The sequence below is a fragment of the Kitasatospora viridis genome, assembly GCF_007829815.1.
Taxonomy (GTDB): domain Bacteria; phylum Actinomycetota; class Actinomycetes; order Streptomycetales; family Streptomycetaceae; genus Kitasatospora; species Kitasatospora viridis.
In genome coordinates, this window is the sequence record NZ_VIWT01000002.1 from 480,785 (window position 1) to 495,746 (window position 14,962).

Annotated in this window: 15 protein-coding genes; 9 read left to right on the forward strand and 6 right to left on the reverse strand. The window is 74.3% G+C overall.

Annotation, left to right across the window (positions count from 1 at the left end):
• The first annotated feature begins 276 nt into the window (after nt 1-276).
• The 3 genes from FHX73_RS29385 (at nt 277) to FHX73_RS29395 (ending at nt 1,519) form a co-directional block, all read left to right on the forward strand.
• On the forward strand, nt 277-624 hold the full coding sequence (locus FHX73_RS29385) for a hypothetical protein (RefSeq protein WP_145908919.1): 348 nt from the start codon (nt 277-279) through the stop codon (nt 622-624).
• A gap of 148 nt (nt 625-772) precedes the next feature.
• Nucleotides 773-1,195, forward strand: a complete 423-nt coding sequence (locus FHX73_RS29390; RefSeq protein ID WP_145908920.1) for a hypothetical protein — start codon at nt 773-775, stop codon at nt 1,193-1,195.
• Between the two features lie 12 nt (nt 1,196-1,207).
• Complete coding sequence (locus FHX73_RS29395) at nt 1,208-1,519, forward strand: hypothetical protein (RefSeq protein WP_211786367.1); 312 nt, start codon at nt 1,208-1,210, stop codon at nt 1,517-1,519.
• On the opposite strand, the gene FHX73_RS29400 is transcribed toward FHX73_RS29395, so the two are convergent.
• Complete coding sequence (locus FHX73_RS29400; protein ID WP_145908921.1) at nt 1,496-2,365, reverse strand: TIGR03620 family F420-dependent LLM class oxidoreductase; 870 nt, start codon at nt 2,363-2,365, stop codon at nt 1,496-1,498. The genes FHX73_RS29395 and FHX73_RS29400 overlap by 24 nt on opposite strands.
• Nucleotides 2,362-3,288 (reverse strand): NmrA/HSCARG family protein, encoded by a 927-nt coding sequence (locus FHX73_RS29405; protein WP_211786368.1) that lies wholly within the window; start codon nt 3,286-3,288, stop codon nt 2,362-2,364. Before FHX73_RS29405 ends, FHX73_RS29400 begins: the two co-directional genes overlap by 4 nt.
• 123 nt (nt 3,289-3,411) lie before the next feature.
• On the opposite strand from FHX73_RS29405, the gene FHX73_RS29410 reads away from it, so the two are divergent.
• Together FHX73_RS29410 and FHX73_RS29415 are read left to right on the forward strand one after the other, a co-directional pair.
• Nucleotides 3,412-4,005, forward strand: a complete 594-nt coding sequence (locus FHX73_RS29410; protein ID WP_342795333.1) for a TetR/AcrR family transcriptional regulator — start codon at nt 3,412-3,414, stop codon at nt 4,003-4,005.
• A 44-nt stretch (nt 4,006-4,049) separates the two neighbouring features.
• A complete protein-coding gene (locus FHX73_RS29415; protein ID WP_145908923.1) occupies nt 4,050-4,517 on the forward strand; it encodes an NUDIX hydrolase in 468 nt (155 codons plus the stop codon).
• Between the two features lie 49 nt (nt 4,518-4,566).
• Here the strand turns inward: FHX73_RS29415 and FHX73_RS47345 are convergent, their stop codons facing one another.
• A complete protein-coding gene (locus FHX73_RS47345; protein WP_170305131.1) occupies nt 4,567-6,897 on the reverse strand; it encodes a tetratricopeptide repeat protein in 2,331 nt (776 codons plus the stop codon).
• Nucleotides 6,898-7,095: 198 nt separating this feature from the next.
• Here FHX73_RS47345 and FHX73_RS29425 point away from each other — a divergent pair, with 198 nt between their 5' ends.
• The 4 genes from FHX73_RS29425 to FHX73_RS29445 all read left to right on the forward strand — a co-directional run bounded on the left by FHX73_RS29425 (nt 7,096) and on the right by FHX73_RS29445 (nt 12,344).
• Entirely contained in the window at nt 7,096-8,106 is a 1,011-nt protein-coding gene (locus FHX73_RS29425; protein ID WP_211786369.1) for a 3-oxoacyl-ACP synthase III family protein, read from the forward strand.
• On the forward strand, nt 8,103-8,843 hold the full coding sequence (locus FHX73_RS29430) for a glycosyltransferase family A protein (protein WP_145908925.1): 741 nt from the start codon (nt 8,103-8,105) through the stop codon (nt 8,841-8,843). The genes FHX73_RS29425 and FHX73_RS29430 overlap by 4 nt, the downstream gene beginning before the upstream one ends.
• A gap of 11 nt (nt 8,844-8,854) precedes the next feature.
• Complete coding sequence (locus tag FHX73_RS29435; RefSeq protein ID WP_145908926.1) at nt 8,855-10,312, forward strand: class I adenylate-forming enzyme family protein; 1,458 nt, start codon at nt 8,855-8,857, stop codon at nt 10,310-10,312.
• Between the two features lie 1,078 nt (nt 10,313-11,390).
• Nucleotides 11,391-12,344, forward strand: coding sequence for an NAD-dependent epimerase/dehydratase family protein (locus tag FHX73_RS29445; RefSeq protein ID WP_211786370.1), 954 nt, complete (start codon nt 11,391-11,393; stop codon nt 12,342-12,344).
• Here the strand turns inward: FHX73_RS29445 and FHX73_RS29450 are convergent.
• From FHX73_RS29450 to FHX73_RS29460, 3 genes are all read right to left on the reverse strand, one after another.
• On the reverse strand, nt 12,299-13,690 hold the full coding sequence (locus FHX73_RS29450; protein WP_145908927.1) for an amidase: 1,392 nt from the start codon (nt 13,688-13,690) through the stop codon (nt 12,299-12,301). The two genes, FHX73_RS29445 and FHX73_RS29450, sit on opposite strands and share 46 nt — an antisense overlap.
• Nucleotides 13,677-13,934 carry a hypothetical protein gene (locus FHX73_RS29455; RefSeq protein WP_145908928.1) on the reverse strand — a complete coding sequence of 86 codons (258 nt, stop codon included), beginning with the start codon at nt 13,932-13,934 and terminating at the stop codon, nt 13,677-13,679. The genes FHX73_RS29450 and FHX73_RS29455 overlap by 14 nt, the downstream gene beginning before the upstream one ends.
• Nucleotides 13,935-14,009: 75 nt before the next feature.
• On the reverse strand, nt 14,010-14,933 hold the full coding sequence (locus tag FHX73_RS29460; RefSeq protein ID WP_145908929.1) for an MBL fold metallo-hydrolase: 924 nt from the start codon (nt 14,931-14,933) through the stop codon (nt 14,010-14,012).
• Nucleotides 14,934-14,962 lie beyond the last annotated feature (29 nt).

The following is a 14,962-nucleotide window of genomic DNA, read 5'->3' on the forward strand; positions in this document are numbered from 1 at the left end:
CGTGCTCTCCTGATCGCACGACAGAAGGCGTCGGGCGAAGCGGAATTCACGACGCAAGCCGTCGTGCGTCGCCGAAATCACCAGCGTTTCGCAGATCGCAGCCAGTACTTCACGGCTCGCATGCGTCGGGCTATCGTCGAGACGTGCCGGACAAGCAAAGCAAATCCGGCACAATTCCGCGCCGATGTGGGGCATTTGACGCCTCGTCGGGCATTCTCCCGCGCAATCCACGTGAATTCTCGCCTGCCCATTCAGCGAAATGTGGTGACCCATCAAATGACCACCGTCACGCCCACCAAAACTCCCGTCGAATTCGGCGCGGCCCGCCGGCTGTGCGTCACCCCGCGCTACCTGGCCGGCAGCGGCTACCAGGAGCCGGGCGCCGTCGCCGCTCCGCTGATCGCCGACGCCGGCTGGCTCCGCTGGACCGACGCCGCCGCCAACGTCCACGTCACCAGCCCCTGCGGGCGCGGGTACTTCGGCTACCTGCCCGCTGGTGCGCCGGAGCCGATCGGACTCTGGCAGGCCTGGGCGCGCGCCGCCTTCTGTGTCGGGCCCTGGCCGACCCCGCGCCGCTCACCCGTGAGGAGCACCAGCTCCCGTACCACTGCCGGGACTTGGTGACCCGTCACTGAAACCGCACCAGCTCGTGGCGGTGCCGCCCCCGCACCAATCGAGGACGGCACCACCACCCAGCATCTCATCCCACCAGCCGGAGGAAGTGCACCCTCGCCGGGCGAGCCACCTCCGCGCCCATCGAACCGGAGCCCCGTTGACCATCGCCCTCCGCGCCCGCGAGGCCGCCGCCTTCGTGCGCGCCGCCGTCGCCGACCCGCGCTGGCAGGCCAGGGAACGCGCCTTGGCCGTGCTGCGCGTGGCCGCCCTGCTCGCCGTCCCGCGCACCGCCGTCACCGCCGTCGACGACGAACGCCGGGCCGCCCACCCCCGCGACGCGCTGCTGCTCACCGCGACCGACCCCGCCGACCCGAGGAGCGCGTACCGGTTCTCCCTCGTCGAGCCCCGCTACACCGACGAGCCGCTCCACCTGCTGGGCCGCTGCCCCGACTGCGCGGGCGAGGTCCCGGTCCGCGAGGTCCGCTCGCTGGCCGACCTCGCCGCCGGCCCGCTGCGCGTCACCGCCACCACCTTCCTCGGCAACCCGGGCCACCGGGACGACTGCCGCAACCGGAACTGACAGGAGCCACCAATGACCTACCGTCACCACCACCGCACCGTCGCCGAGCTGATCGCGACCCTCGCCGCGTTCGACCCGGACGCCCCGGTCCGTCTCGCGCTCTCCCCGCAGTGGCCCTTCGAGCACTACGTGGGCCCTGTCACCGCCACCCCGCACATCCCGCCCACCGATCCCGACCCCGACGCCGCGCACCGTGGCGCGGTCTGGATCGGGGACGGCGGCCAGGTCGGCTTCCTCCCGCCCGAGGCCTGGATCGAGTTCCACCGTGAGCCGGACGAGGCGTTCGACGACAGGAGGGGATCAGGTCGGCAGGTGGGTGGCTAGCTGCTCCCACTCGCGGACGGGGACGGTGCCCGGCGTGGTGGTCAGGACGTGGAGGCTGACGTGGTCGGCTCCGGCGTCGAGGTGCTCGTGGATGCGGCGGGCGACGTCCTCGGCGGCGCCGTGGGCCACGACCGCGTCAACGAGCCGGGCGTCGAGCGCGTCCACGTCCTGGTACCCCAGGTCGTGCAGCAGTGCGCGCCGGTTGGGCAGGGCCGCTGCTGCGGTGGCCGCCGCCAGTTCGGCAGTTCGCGAGCGGTCGGGGCTCAGGACGCACAGCTGGGTCACCGCCAGGAGCGCGTCAGGTCCGAGCACGCTCCGCGCCGTTCGGGTGTACTCGACGGGCATGCCCAACACGCCGGCGCCCCCGGCGCGTTCGGCGGCGAGCGCAAGCATGGTCGTGTCCAGCGCCGCGAGCAGGCGGTGCGGTGCGGCCGTCGTGCCGGGCGGGCCGAACGGGGCGGCGTCCAGCGTGTCGAGGTAGGCGCGCATGGCGGTCGGCGGTGCCTCGAAGCGGTGGCCGCGGACGTTCTGGGCGAGGTTGGGGTGGCTCTCCCACAGCCCGAGCAGGAACCGCCCGGGGAACGCCTCGTCCAGGGTCCGGTGGGCGGCGGCGGTCGTCACCGCGTCGCGCGCGTAGATGTCGGCCATGCCCGCGGCCACGGTGATCCGCCGGGTGGCGGCCAGCAGGATCGCCGCCTGCGCCATGGCCTCCCGCCCGGTGGTCTCGGCGAACCACAGGGCGCCGTAGCCGAGGTCCTCGACCGCGGCCGCGGCCTCGCGCAGCCCTGCCGCGGGGTAGGTGTCGAGGTCGCCCGCCCAGATCCCGATGCGCCCGAGGCCGTTCACGAGTGCTGCTCCGGGGTGGGCTGGGTGGCCAGGAAGGCGGCGATCCGGGCGGCGCCTTCGCGGTCCAGCCAGCTCGCGAAGCTCATCGTTCCGGGGTGGATCCGGCGGGTCGCGCTGATGTCCGCACGGTAACCGCGTTCGTTGAGCCACTCGTTGGCGAACGCGAAGTCCTCGCTGAGCGCCCGGATCGCCCCGATCGGGATCCGCACGTACGGCAGCGGGCGCCCGAGCGCGTCCCCGATGGCTGCGGCGATCTGGGTCGGCGTCAGCTCGTCACCAGCCAGGGCGACTTCGCGGCCGATCCAGTCCTCGGGCCGGGAGAAGGCCAGTGCGGTCACGAAGCCGACGTCGTCCACGGCCATGACCTGCTGCGGAACTTCGGGGGCGAGTGCGGTGGCCAACGCGCCGCCCTGCAGGGCGTAGCCGCCGGTGAAGTTCTCCATGAAGGAGACCGGCCGCAGGATCGTCGCGGGCAGGCCGAGTGCGGCGATGTGCTGCTCGATCCGCCACTTGCTGACCAGGTTCTGCGGCAGTCGCTCGCTGCCGTGGCGGTCCGCGCCGGCCACCGAGGTGAAGACGAAGTGCTCGATGCCGGCGGCACGCGCGGCCTCGGCGACGTTGATCCCCCAGCGGACCTCGTCCTCGGCGCTGAAGTCCGGTGCGGTTCCGGGGGAGCCGACCGTGGGCTGGACGCTGAACATGCCGTGCGCGCCCTCGGCCGCGGCGATCAGCGAGCCGACGTCGTCCATCTGCGCGCACGCGATCTGCGCACCGGCGCTCGCCAACTCCCTGGCCGGCGCCCCGTCCGGGTCGCGGCTGAGCGCGCGCACCTGCCAGCCGCTGCCGAGCAGGTGCCGTGTCACCGCCCGACCCTGCAGGCCGGTCGCCCCCACCACCACGACGGTCTTTCCTGTCGGTTCCACGAATCTCCCCATGTCGCACTGCCGCATGCCGGCGAGGGCCACCCGGTAAGTGGGGTGGCCCCCCGGTTGTCGAGCGATACGATATGGAGGGCCACCCCAGTTAGCAAGTCGTCAGGAGACCCCGTGCCCAAGAGCGCAGCCGAGCCGGCCGCACGGCCGATGCGTGCCGACGCACGCCGCAACTACGACCGGATCGTGGCCGCCGCCGAGACCCTCGTCGCCGAACAGGGCGCCGAAGCCTCCCTGGAGGAGATCGCCCGGCATGCCGGAGTCGGCTCGGCCACGCTCCACCGACACTTCCCCTCGCGGCAGGCGCTCCTGGAAGCCGTCTTCAAGGGACAAGTCGACGTCCTGTGCGCCAAGGCACGCGACCTGCTTCCCGACCCCGATCCCGGCGCCGCACTCGTCACCTGGCTCCGGGCCGTCTGTGCCCACGCCGTGGCCAACCGGGGCCTGGGAGCCTCCGTCATGCACGGCACTCGCACCCGCGACGGTGACCCGACGCTGGGGAGCACCTGCCACGCGATGATCACCACCGCCGGCGATCAACTCCTCGACCGCGCCCGCGAGGTCGACGCCGTGCGCCCGGGCGTCACCATCACCCACCTGCTCAAACTCGTCGGCGCCATCGCATCGGCCACCGAGGAGGACCCCGGCGGCCCGGCCGAGGCCGACCGGCTGCTCGACCTGGCCATCGACGGGGTCCGCGCGCGCTGACGCGCCGTCAGGTGGCCCAGGTGCGCAACACCTATCCTGCGGAGATGGGTTTCCGACTGGCGGCGTACGCCGTGTGCATCGAGGACGGGCGCGTGCTGCTCGCCCGTCACGTGACCCCGGAGGGCGAATCCACCTGGACCCTCCCGGGCGGTGGGGTGGAGCACGCGGAGGATCCCTTCGACGCGGTGATCCGGGAAGTCGCCGAGGAGACCGGCTGCGAGGCGGTGGTCGAACGCCTGTTGGGCGTGGACTCGCGAGTGATCCCCGCTGCCGAAGCCCGGGCCGGCACCGAGCACCAGAACGTGGGCGTCTTCTACCGTGTCCGTATCACCGCCGGTCGGCTCCGCCCCGAGCCGAACGGCCAAACCGCGGAGTCGGTCTGGACCCCGATCCCCGATGTCGCAGGCCTGCGCCGATCGTCACTGGTCGACATCGGACTCGCCCTGGCGCAGACCGTGCCGCCGACCGGCCACGTCGCTGCTGTCCGGGTCGGCGGGCTGATCCAGCACTGAGGACGCCGAGCGCGTCCGCGCGACGCCCAACAGGACCGCGACAGCTCGCTCACGGCACGGCCCCGAGCTTGTCGCGGATCTGGTGGGCGTAGGGCTGGTCGAGTTCGGTGAAGATGGCCAGGGCCTTTCGCCAGGCGTCGTGGGCCGCATCGGGGTGGTGCGCGGCGAGGTGGGCGTCGCCGAAGCGGTTGAGGATGTCGGCTTCCAACGGGCGGTCGCCGAGGTCGCGGCACAGATCGAGGGCGAGTCCGTAGCACGCGACGGCTTGGGAGTACTGGCCCAGGTAACTGTGGGCGTAGGCGATGCTGTCCCAGGCATGGGCTTGCCGTTCACGGTCGTCGAATTCCTCAAGGACCGGCAGGGCCTGTCGGCAGCAGGTCAAGGCCTGTGCGTAGTCGCCGAGGCGGGCGAGCGCCCAGCCGATGGCGGTCACGGTCTGGGCCTGCCCCAGCCGGTGACCACAGGACTGGTACAAGGCGTGGGCTTGATGGGCGAGTTCAAGTGCTTCGGCAATGGCCGGAGGGCTCTGCCAGGCTTTCACCCTGGCGAGTTCGATGTGTGTGTCGGCTCGCCCGCTCACGTCGCCGATCCGGTCGAACAGGTCGAGGGCCTGGTGCAGGTGATGCCGGGAGTTCGCGTAGTTGCCGTGGCGGAGGTGGGCGCGGGCGACGATGTTGTGGGCGATGGCCTTCCCGAGGGGGTCGGCCAGCCGGTCGGCGGCGTCGATCGCGGTGGTGCCGACTGCCGCCAGGTCGTGCCATCTCCCGCGCCGATCGAGGTAGGTGGCGAGGGCGTGGGCCAACTGCCAGGTGTGGGTGTCGAAACCGCTGGCGGCGGCGTGGCCCATGGCGCTGAGGAGCACGGCGTGTTCGGTGGAGAACCAGGCCAGCGCCTGCTCGTGATCGGCGAACTGTTCCGGGTGGACCCCGGGTTGTGGCGGGGTCAGGTCCAGCGGGTCCCGACCCCGTTCCACGTGCAGGGCGGCGGCGTGCGCGGTGTGCACGTAGTGGTCCAGCATCCGGTGCACCGCGGCGCGGCGCTCCTGGTCGGAGTCACGGGAGTTGGCCTGCTCGCCGGCGTAGGCGCGGAGCAGGTCGTGGAGTTCGAAGCGTCCGCTGCGCTTCTGCTGGAGCAGGTGTTCGTCCAGGAGCAGTTCCAGTGCCTCGGTGGCCTCGCCGGCGGTGATGCCGGCCAGTGCGGCCGCCGCCGCTGCGCTGAAGTCCGGGCCGGGGTGCAGGCCGGTGAGGCGGAACACCTGCTGCGCCCGGTCCGGGAGCGCTTGGTAGGAGGCGTCGAACACGGGGCGTATCGCGCGGCCGCCGGCGCTGATCGCCTCCAGACGTCCGGACCGCATGCGGTCGGCGAGTTCGGCCAGGCTCCAGGCGGGCCGGGAGCGGAGCCGGGCGGCGGTCAAGGCCAGGGCGAGGGGGAGGCGGTCGCAGTACTCGATGACGCGCGCGGCGGCTTCGGGTTCGGCGGCGACGCGGTCGTGGCCGGCGATCCGGGTGAGCAGGTCGAGCGCTTCGGGGTCGGTGAAGGTGTCGAGCAAGTGGGGGACGACGCCGTCGAGTCCGGCCAGGCTTCGGCGGCTGGTGATCAGGACCAGGCAGCCGGCGCCGGCGGGGATGAGGTCGCGGACCTGGTCCTCGTCGGCGGCGTTGTCGAGCAGGATCAGCGCGCTGCGTTCGCGCAGCCGGTCGCGGTACATCGCCGCGCGCTCGTCGCGGCCGGCCGGGATCTGCTGGGCCGGCACGCCCAGTTGCCGCAGGAAGGCCTCCAGGACGGCGGACGGGTCGGCGGGTGCGAGGTCGGGTTCGAAGCCGCGCAGGTTCACGTACAGCTGCGCGTCGGTGAAGTGGCCGGCGCCGACGAGCCGGTGGGCGGTGTGGACGGCGAGTTGGGTCTTGCCCACGCCGGCCATGCCTTCGATCGCGGAGATCAGCACGGTGTTCGCGCGGTCGCCGTCGTGGCGCTGGGTGGCTGCGGCGATCAGGCGGGCGATTTCCTCGCGGCGCCCGGTGAACGTGGCGAGGTCCGTGGGCAGTTGGCCGAACACCCCGACCGGGCCGCCCACTTTGGCCAGTCCGTGCACCTTGACGCAGGCCTCGCGCCACCGGGCGACCGCGGGCCCGTCGACCCCCAGCGCCCGGACGATCGCCACGACCAGGCCCAGGTCCAGCCGCCGCCGACCCGCCTTGAACGTGTCCGCGACGGTGGTGAGCGGGATGTCGCGCGCGGGCCGCATCAGCGGACCGACCCGCCTCGCCAGCACCCGGTACGAGGGCATCCCCGCCCACGCCCGCAACTCGCCCAACAACCCGACGAACTCCGCCAGATCCTCCGCCCCGTCCGGATCCGGCATCCCCTGCTGCTCACTCACGGCGCCCCCGTGTGTAACCGTGCCATGACAGTTCGATTGTAGGTGTGAGCGTACGTGTTCGGACGGGCTGTGCGACGTCACGCGCCCCTTGCGGCAAGCTTCGCTCACGGCCGCCCGTACGGCATTGAGTGCGTTCGCGCGCCGGTCTGAGTACCCGTACTCAGGCTTCCCACCGGCCCCGGTTGGGAGCATGGCGGCATGGATCTCAAGACCATGTGCGTCGGCATCACCGCGGTGGGCTCATGCCTGCCCGCACGGGAGTTGACCTCGCAACAGCTCCAGGACGAGGTGACGGCCGGCAGCGGGATGCACCTGCCGGAGCGGATGTTCGAGAAGGTGACCGGCATCCGCACCCGCCGGTTCGCCGCCGAGGGGGAGTACGCCTCGACCCTGGCCCTGGGGGCGGCTCGCCAGGCGCTGGCCCGGGGCGGCTACCTGCCGGCCGACATCGACCTGCTGCTGTTCGCCTCGGCCACCCGCGACATCTGCGAGCCGGCCACCGCCCACCTGGTGCAGGCCGAACTCGGTTCCCGTGCCCACGCGCTGGACGTCTCCAATGCCTGCAACAGCTTCCTGAACGGCATCGACACGGCCCGCGCGATGATCCTGGCCGGCCGGGCCCGGCGCGCCCTGGTGGTGACGGGGGAGACACCGAGCCGGGCGATGCGCCGCGACCCGTCGGGCCTGGCGGAGTTCCGCGACGGCTTCGCCGGCTACACCTTCGGCGACGCCGGAGCCGCGGTGGTGGTGGAGCCGGTGGCGCGCGGCGGCATCCTGGACGTGGAGACCGAGACCGCCTCCGAGCACTGGGAGGTCGGTGGCATCCCGGGCGGCGGCTCGCGCCACCCGCGCGGTGACGAGTGGAGCTACTTCCGGGGCGGCGGAAAGGAGTTGCGCGGGGTCTTCGAGAAGATCGGCGTCGACATCCTGACCCGGGTGGAGGCCCGCACCGGGTACCGCCGGGACGCCTACGCCCGGGTGCTGGTGCACCAGGTGACCCTGCCGTACCTGGAGCGCTTCGTGGAGCTGACCGGCGTGCCGGCCGGGAAGCTGGTGCTCACCGTGCCCGAGCTGGGCAATCTGGCGAGCGCCAGCATAGGCGTCCAACTCGACCGAATACACGACGAGTTGGTTCCCGGCGACCGGGTGCTGATGGTCGGCCTGGGCGGTGGGGTCAGCCTGATGACGATGGTCTGGGAGAAGTCATGACCGAGCTGTGGGTGGTGGTCCCGGCCTACCAGGAGGAGGCCCGGATCGAGGGGGCGCTGGCGGCGCTGGCCGCCCAGCGGGACCGCGACTTCACCCTGCTGGTGGCCGACAACGGCTCCACCGACGCCACCCTCGCCAAGGTCCGCGCCTTCGCCGAGCGGGCGCCGTTCCCGGTGGAGGTGCTGGTCGAGCCGGAGAAGGGCGTCGGCTCGGCGATCGACACCGGCTTCCGGCACGCCATCGCGAACGGCGCGACCCTGCTCGCCCGCACCGACGCCGACTGCCTGCCCGAGCCCGGCTGGACCGCCGCCGCCCGCGCCGGGCTGCTCGCCTCCCGCGGCCTGGTCTGCGGCCGCATCGTCGCCCGTCGGGACGAGCACGGACCGCTCGGCCGCGGCCTGTTCAGGGTGCTGGTCACGCTCGGCGCGCTCTTCGGCCGCGTGCGGCCCGCGCACCGCCGCCGGCACGGCTTCCTGACCCCGTACCGGATGCACGGCGGCAACAACATGGCGATCACCGCGGAGCTGTACCAGGCGGTCGGCGGCATGCCGCGCCGCCCCTCGCCGACCGACCGGACCTTCATCAACCGGGTCCGCAGGAACACCACCGCGATCGTGCACCGCCGCGACATGGTGGTGCAGAACTCCACCCGCCGCATCCGCGCCTACGGCGTGATCGGCACCGCCCGCTGGTACCTGGACCGCGGTGCCGGCCGGCGCCGTGTCGACATCCGCTGAGGAGACGTGCCGTGCTCGACCTGCTCGACCACACCCTGCGCACCGGCGGCGACCGGCCCGCCCTGCTCGGCTGCACCCGCACCGGCGCGGTCCGGGTGCGCGCCCGCTGCGGCGAGCTCGCCGACCTCGCCGACGGCTACGCCGCCGCCCTGCACCACCGGTACGGGCTGCGCCCCGGCGACACCCTCGGCATCGCCGTCCGGCCCGGCCCGCGCGCCCTCGCCGTCCTGCTCGCCGCGCACCGGCTGGGCCTGCGCGCCGCCGTCCTGGACCCGACGGCCGGTCCCGACGTGCTGCGCTCCCGGCTCGCCCTGGCCCCACCCGCCCTGGTCCTCGCCGACGCCGCCGCCCAGGCGGTGGCCGGCTGGGCCCGGCCGCTGGCCCGCCGCGCCGGCCTGGCGCTGCCCCCGCTGCACGCCCTCGCCCCGGTGGCCACCGTCGGCCCGCGCCGCCCCGGGTGCGCGCCCGCCCTCGCCACCGGCGGCAGGCCGCCCGCCGCGTACGACGGCGAGGGCGACGCGGTGATCGTCTTCACCTCCGGCACCACCAGCGCCCCGCGCGGGGTGGTGCACACCCGGGCCGGGCTGGCGGCGGGCCTGCGCTCGGTCGCCGCGCTGGTCGACCCGCAGCCCGGCACCGCCGTCCTCGGCGGCACCTTCTTCGTCCTGGTGCCCGCCCTGGCCGCGGGCGCGGGCGTCGCCCTCCCGGCCCGCTCGGCGCGCACCCTCGGCCGCCAACTCGCCACCCTGCAACCGGAGGAGACCTACCTCACCCCACCGCAACTGCGCGCCCTCGACCACTTCACCGGCCGGGTCTGGACCGGTTCCGCACCGGCCGGCGCCGAACTGCTCGGCCGGGTCAAACGGGCCGGAGCCCGCGAAGCCTGGGGCGTGTACGCGCTCACCGAGCTCTTCCCGGCCGCCGCCGTCGAACACGCGGACAAGGCCGCCTTCACCGCCGACGGCGATCTGCTCGGCCACCCGCTGCCCGGCGTCGCCGCGCGCCTCGCCGCCGACGGCGAACTGCTGCTCTCCGGCCCCGCCGCCCGCGACCGCTATCTCGGGGAGGAGCCGGACCCGTGGGTGCACACCGGCGACCGTGCCAGGCTCGACGCGCACGGCCGGATCGTGCTGGCCGGCCGGCTCAAGGACATGGTGCTTCGCCGAGCCGAGAACATCTACCCCGGTCTGTACGAGCCCGCCCTGCACCTGCCCGAGGTCGAACTCGCCGTCCTGGTCGGCATTCCCGCCGCCGACGGCGACGAACGGCTGGTCGCCCTCGTCCAGCCCCGGCCCGGCGTCGACCACCGCCGCGTACGCACCGCGCTGCGTCGGCCGCTGGTCCGGATGGGCGACGCCCGCCCGGACGCCCTGCTGCTCGGCGAAGTCCCACTCAGCGGCCGCAGCCGCAAGCCGGACCGCGCCGCCGCGGCCCGCTACTGCTCCCGCAAGCTGGCCGGCACCTGGTGAACCCGCACCGCCGCGCCCGGGCCGCCGACCGCCGGGTCTACCTCGCCTCGCACCCCGTGCTGTTCACCCTGCTCGCCGCCACCCGGCACCGTCCACTGCTGCGCCTCGGCGGCACCGTCCTGGTGCACGGCCCCGACGCCTACCGGCAGGTGCTCACCCGCGTCCCGCTGGACCGGATCGCCGAGGGCACCACGGGCGGCGCGGCCGCCCGGCTCATGGGCGGCGGGCTGCTCTTCGACCAGGACGGCGGCGAGCACCGCGCCGGCCGCCGTGCCGTCGGCGGCCTGCTCGGCAGCCGCGCGGTCGCCGAACTCCGGCCCGCCTGGCAGCAGCTGCTCACCGGGCGCCTCGACGGGCGGCTCGGCGAGCGTGGGTCCCCCTTCGACCTGGTGCCACTGGTCCACGAGCTGGCCGGGGCCACCGCCGCTGCCCTGACCGGGAGTTCCGCACCCCCGCCGGTCCTCGCCCAGGCCGCGCTCAGGGCCGCGGCCGCCGCCGCCCGCGACCACCTGCCCACCACGCTGCCCCGCCGCCGCGCCGCCGCCAGAGCCGTCGAAGAGGCCGCCGAACGGCTCAACGCCCTGCTCCCCGATCCGCGTGACGCCATGCTCGCGGTCGCCGCCGTCACCACCACCGCGGCCGCGCTCCCGCGCGCCGCCGCCTGGTGCGGCCGGGCCCGGCTCTGGGACCGCATCACACCCGAACTCGCCGCCGAACTCCTCCGGCTGACCGCACCCTCACCGGTCCTGCCGCGAGTCGCCGCCGCCGACGCCACCGTCCTCGGCACCCCGATCCGCCGCGGCGACCGCCTGATCCTGGTCGCCCGCCACGCCGCCGAGTCCCACCGCGACCAGCCCACCGACCGCGCTGGGGCCACCCAGGCCGTCTTCGGCGTTGGCCCCCACGCCTGCCCCGGCGCCACCCTCGCCCGCGCCCAACTCACCGACTTCCTGAGCGCGCTGGCTCCCCATCACCCCCGCATCCACCGGGCCACCCCCGCCCGCCGCACCGCCCTGCCCTCCTACGCCAGCCTGCTGGTCACGGCCGGGCCCCACCCTCTGATGGAACGTGAGGCCCCGTGCGTATCGTCGTCACCGGAGCGTCCGGATTCTGCGGCTCCCATGTCGCCCGCGCCGCAGCCGCCACCGGCGCCGAGGTGCTCTGCCTCGGCCGCCGCCCCGGCCCACTCGGCCGGCACCTGCCCTGGGACGCCGCCGTCGAGGCCCCGGACCGGGGCGCCCTCGCCGACTGCGACCTGGTGATCCACTGCGCGGCGGCCGTCGGCGACCACCCGCCCGGCTCCCCGGCCGAGGCCGAGCAACTCGCCGTCAACGTGACCGGCACCGCCCGCCTCCTGGAGTCCGCAACCGCCCGCCCGCTGGTCATGGTGAGCAGCGCCAGCGTCTACGACCCGCGCCCCAGCCGCGCCCTGGTCACCGAGGACCACCCCACCGCCTCCGGCCACCTCAACGCCTACGGCCGTTCCAAGGCGGCCGGCGAGCGACTCGCCCTGGCAGCGGGCGCGGTAGTGCTGCGCCCGCGCGCCGTGTACGGCGAGGGCGACCCGCACCTGGTGCCGCGCCTGCTGGCCCGCCTCGGCCCGGGCGGCCTGCTCCCGCTGCCCGGCCCCGACGTGCTGCTGAGCCTCACCTCCGTGCAGAACCTCGCCGACGCCTGCCTGGCCGCCGCCGGTTGGCCGCCGGGCGCGTACAACGTGGCCGACGCCGAGCCGTACCTCCGGGACGAGGCGCTGCGCCGGGTGTGCGCGGCGCTCGGCCGCAGGCCGCGGATCGTGCACCTCCCGCGGCCGCTGGTCCGGCTGGCCGCACGGACCCGCCGCACCGAGCTGACCGGCTACGCGGTCGACCAACTGGCGACCAGTGTCGTACTGGACACCACCAGGGCCCGCGCCCAGGGCTGGCGCCCGACCCACGACCTCTCCCACTACCTGGCGCGGATCGCCATCCGGGAGGCCGTCGCGGACGATCAGGCCGCGGTGGCGAGTGCCCGGGCGGGCCGCGTCTGCTCGTAGGCGTGGCCGACCCGCAGGAGCGTCGCCTCGCCGAGGGGCCGGCCGAGCAGCTGCATGCCGATCGGCAGGCCCGCCGCGTCGTGACCGACCGGAACGGTTAGGGCGGGCAGGCCGGTGATGTTGGCGGGGGCGCACAGCCGCACGTAGGCGTCGGAGACGGACTCGGTCGTGCCGTCAGGCCAGTCGACCGTCTCCTCACCGGCCCCGACCGCGGGCATCGGGACGCTCGGGGCGGCGACCACGTCGACCTGCTCCAGCAGCCGCGCCCACTCGGCGCGCATCAGCGTGCGGGCGCGCTGGGCGCGCAGGTAGTCGCCGGCGCTCATCAACTCGCCGGCCTCCAGCAGGATCCGGACGTCCTCCTGGTACAGCTCGGGAAGCGTGCGCAGGGTGCGTTCGTGGTAGGCGCCGGCCTCCGGCACCATCAGGCCCCACTGGGTGGCCCGGATGTAACGGGTCATCGGGATGTCGACCTCGACGAGCTGCGCCCCCTGCGCCGCCAACTGCCCGACGGCGTGCCGGACGGCGGTCTCCACCTGCGGGTGGACGTGGTCGAAGTAGTAGTTGCGCGGCAGACCGATCCGCAACCCCGTCAGGTCCGCGTCGGGGCCGGGCCGGTAGTCGGCGGCGGGCACCGGCAGCGAGGCGGGATCGCGCGGATCGTGGCCGGCCAGTGCGGCCAGCACCAGGGCCGCGTCCTCGACGGTGCGGGTGATCGGGCCGACGTGGTCCAGCGACCAGGACAGCGAGGTGACGCCGTGTCGGGGGACCAGGCCGTAGGTCGGCTTGAGGCCGACGACCCCGTTGAGCGCGGCGGGCACCCGGATCGACCCGCCGGTGTCGGTGCCCAGGGCGAAGGTGGCGCTGCCCGAGGCGACGGCCACCGCGGAGCCGCCGCTGGAGCCGCCGGCGACCCGGTCGCGGTCCCAGGCGTTGCGGGTCTGCGGGGTGGTCAGGCCGAACGCGAACTCGTGCGTGTGGGTCTTGCCGAGCAGGATCGCGCCCGCCGCGCCCAGACGTGCGGCGACCGTGCTGTCCGCCGTAGCGCGATGGTCGGCGCGGACCCGGGAACTGGCGGTGGTGGCCATCCCGTTGACGTCGATCAGGTCCTTGAGGGCCATCGGGACGCCGTGCAGCGGCCCCCGGTACCGACCCCGTGCCACGTCGCGCTCGGCCTCGACCGCCTCCCGCCGCGCCCGCTCGGCGGTGAGCGCCACGTAGGCGCCGAGCTGCGGCTCCACCTCCTCGACGCGGTCGAGGACGGAGTCGACCAGCTCGACGGGGGACAGCCGCCGCTCGCGGATCGCGTCCGCCGCCGCGGTGAGGGACAACTCATACGGCTGCATCGTGCTGCTCCTCGGCGGTGTTGGCGGTGCTGTTCGCGGTGGTGGTCGCGGTGGTGTCCGTCATGGCGCGGTAGGCGGCGGCGGGCGGGACGTCCGCGAAGTCCAGCTCGCGCAGCACGGCGACGACGCCGTGGATGTGGTTGGCCATGGCGGTGACCGCGGCGCGGCGCTCGGCGGGCAGCACGAGTCCGGCGCGGGCCGCCCAGCGAGCGGCCTCCGGTGGGGTCAGTTCGACGGCGGGCATGGCTGGCCTCCGGTTCTGGTTCCGGCTCGGGCTCGGGTCCGGGTTGGGGTTCGGCGAAGGATTGGCTTTTAGCTCTTAGCTCGGCAGCTGCACGCCCGGCTCGGCGAGCAGCCGGTAGCGGTCGCCCTCCCGGCGGACGGTGCCCGCCGTGGGCCGCGGGAAGTGGGTGCCCATCAGCAGCGCGTCGGTGTCCGCCACGGCGTCGAGCAACCGGGCACGGGTGCGGATGGCCTGGGCGGAGTCGATGTCGACGCAGCTGTGCACGTGGGGGTGGGAGAGCTGGACCGGGTGGTGGATGCTGTCGCCGGTGATCAGCGCCCGGCGGTCGCCGCCGCGCAGCTCCACGGCGACCTGCCCCGGCGTGTGCCCCGGAGCCGGGACCAGGACGATGCCCGGCGCGACCTCGTACCCCTGGTCGGGCACGTCCACCAGGTCGTACTGCCCGGCGTCGCGGACGGGGTGGACGGAGTCGCGGAACATCTGGGCGCGGGCCTCGTCCAGCTCCGTGCCGGCCCAGTGGTCCCACTCGGTGCGGCTGGTGAGGTAGCGGGCACGGGGGAAGGTGGGCACCCAGGCCCCGTCGGCCAGGCGGGTGTTCCAGCCGACGTGGTCGGTGTGCAGGTGCGTGGTGATCACCAGGTCGACGGACTCGGGCGGGAAGCCGGCCGCCGTCAGCTGCTCCAGGAAGTCGGTGTCCAGGCCGTTCCAGGCCGGGTTGGCGCGCTCCTTGCCGTTGCCGATCCCGGTGTCCACGACGATCCGCAGCCCGCCCGCCGTCACCGCGAAGCTGTGGCTCGCCAGGCGCGGCACCTCGGCGTCGGCGAAGTCCGGGCGCAGCCAGGAGGCCTCGTCCAGCACCTCCTTGGTGGCGCCGGGCAGCAGCCAGGGGCCGGTCTGCCGCGGCAGTTCGATCTCGTCGACGCGGCGGACGGTGATGCCGCCGAGGTGCCAGCCGGTGCTCGCCGGGGTCGCGGCCTGAGGGTGCGTCATGGTGTTCATCGGTGGGGCCTTTCGTGTGGGTGGGGCAG